This is a genomic window from Vibrio sp. 10N.222.48.A3 (assembly GCF_041475345.1).
GTDB lineage: Bacteria > Pseudomonadota > Gammaproteobacteria > Enterobacterales > Vibrionaceae > Vibrio > Vibrio tasmaniensis_A.
The window spans coordinates 1-845 of sequence record NZ_JBFRVX010001324.1 but is presented as its reverse complement, the minus strand read 5'-3'; the positions used below and the strand labels follow the sequence as shown (position 1 = coordinate 845).

The 845-nt window shown below is 42.8% G+C and carries 2 pseudogenes; both read right to left on the bottom strand.

What is annotated here, in order from left to right:
* A pseudogene (locus tag AB4653_RS26085) lies at positions 1–686 on the bottom strand (MSHA biogenesis protein MshN); the annotation flags it as partial.
* 2 nt (positions 687–688) lie between these two features.
* Positions 689–845, bottom strand: a pseudogene (locus tag AB4653_RS26080) (MSHA biogenesis protein MshM); the annotation flags it as partial.

The following is an 845-nucleotide window of genomic DNA, read 5'->3' as shown; positions in this document are numbered from 1 at the left end:
TAACGAAGCGCTTCGTTATAACCTTTCAACGCACCAGAAAGGTCATTGGCATCAAGAGCTTTCTGAGCTCGGCCTTGAGCATTAATAGAAAGTTGTTCAGGCGTTAATTCTACCTGCTCAATCAACATTCCATTACTTTCTAAATCGCCAGACGTTTCAGGTTGATTTGATACTGGTGTGGGATCTTTTTTAGCCACGCTAGCAACAAGCATTGGCTTTGCTACTTTTGCTTTAGGTGTGCTTTGAGATTTAGGTATAGCTTGAGATTCAGGGTTTACTTTAGGCTTTGTAACTGACTGAGTTGATGCAGCAATGACTGAATCCGATTTAGATTGAGTACTTTTTAGTATTACCGTGTTGTTAGCCGAAATGTTCGCTGAATCTAGCGTCACTAACTTCTTAGTCGGCGAGGACACAGGTTGAGTAATGGCCGCTTCAGGACTACCCTCTGAATTGCCTTCTGAAGTATCAATAACGGAAACTTGTATATCTCGAGTTGATATTGAGTTATCGACAGCAGGGCCTTGTGATATAGCCCAGCCCCCCATGGCCAAGCTAAGGGTAAAACCTGCGACCACCCAAACCAATGGAGAGCGTGTTTTTACTTTAGGTACCACCGCAGCTTCAATCGATGCTGTTGACTCTTTTTTTGCCAATTCAGACAAGGCGTTATTAATGACGCTCATAATTAGTTCCAACCCCACAGCATTGGCGTTTTAAATTTAGGTTTACACACATCGTATGTTTCATGCATTGCAGCAAAGAGATGTTGGTTTTCTATATTTTTCACCTTGGGATCCCCAAAGAAGAGCGCCAGATCGCTTTTTTATGGCTCAGGCTAAAGG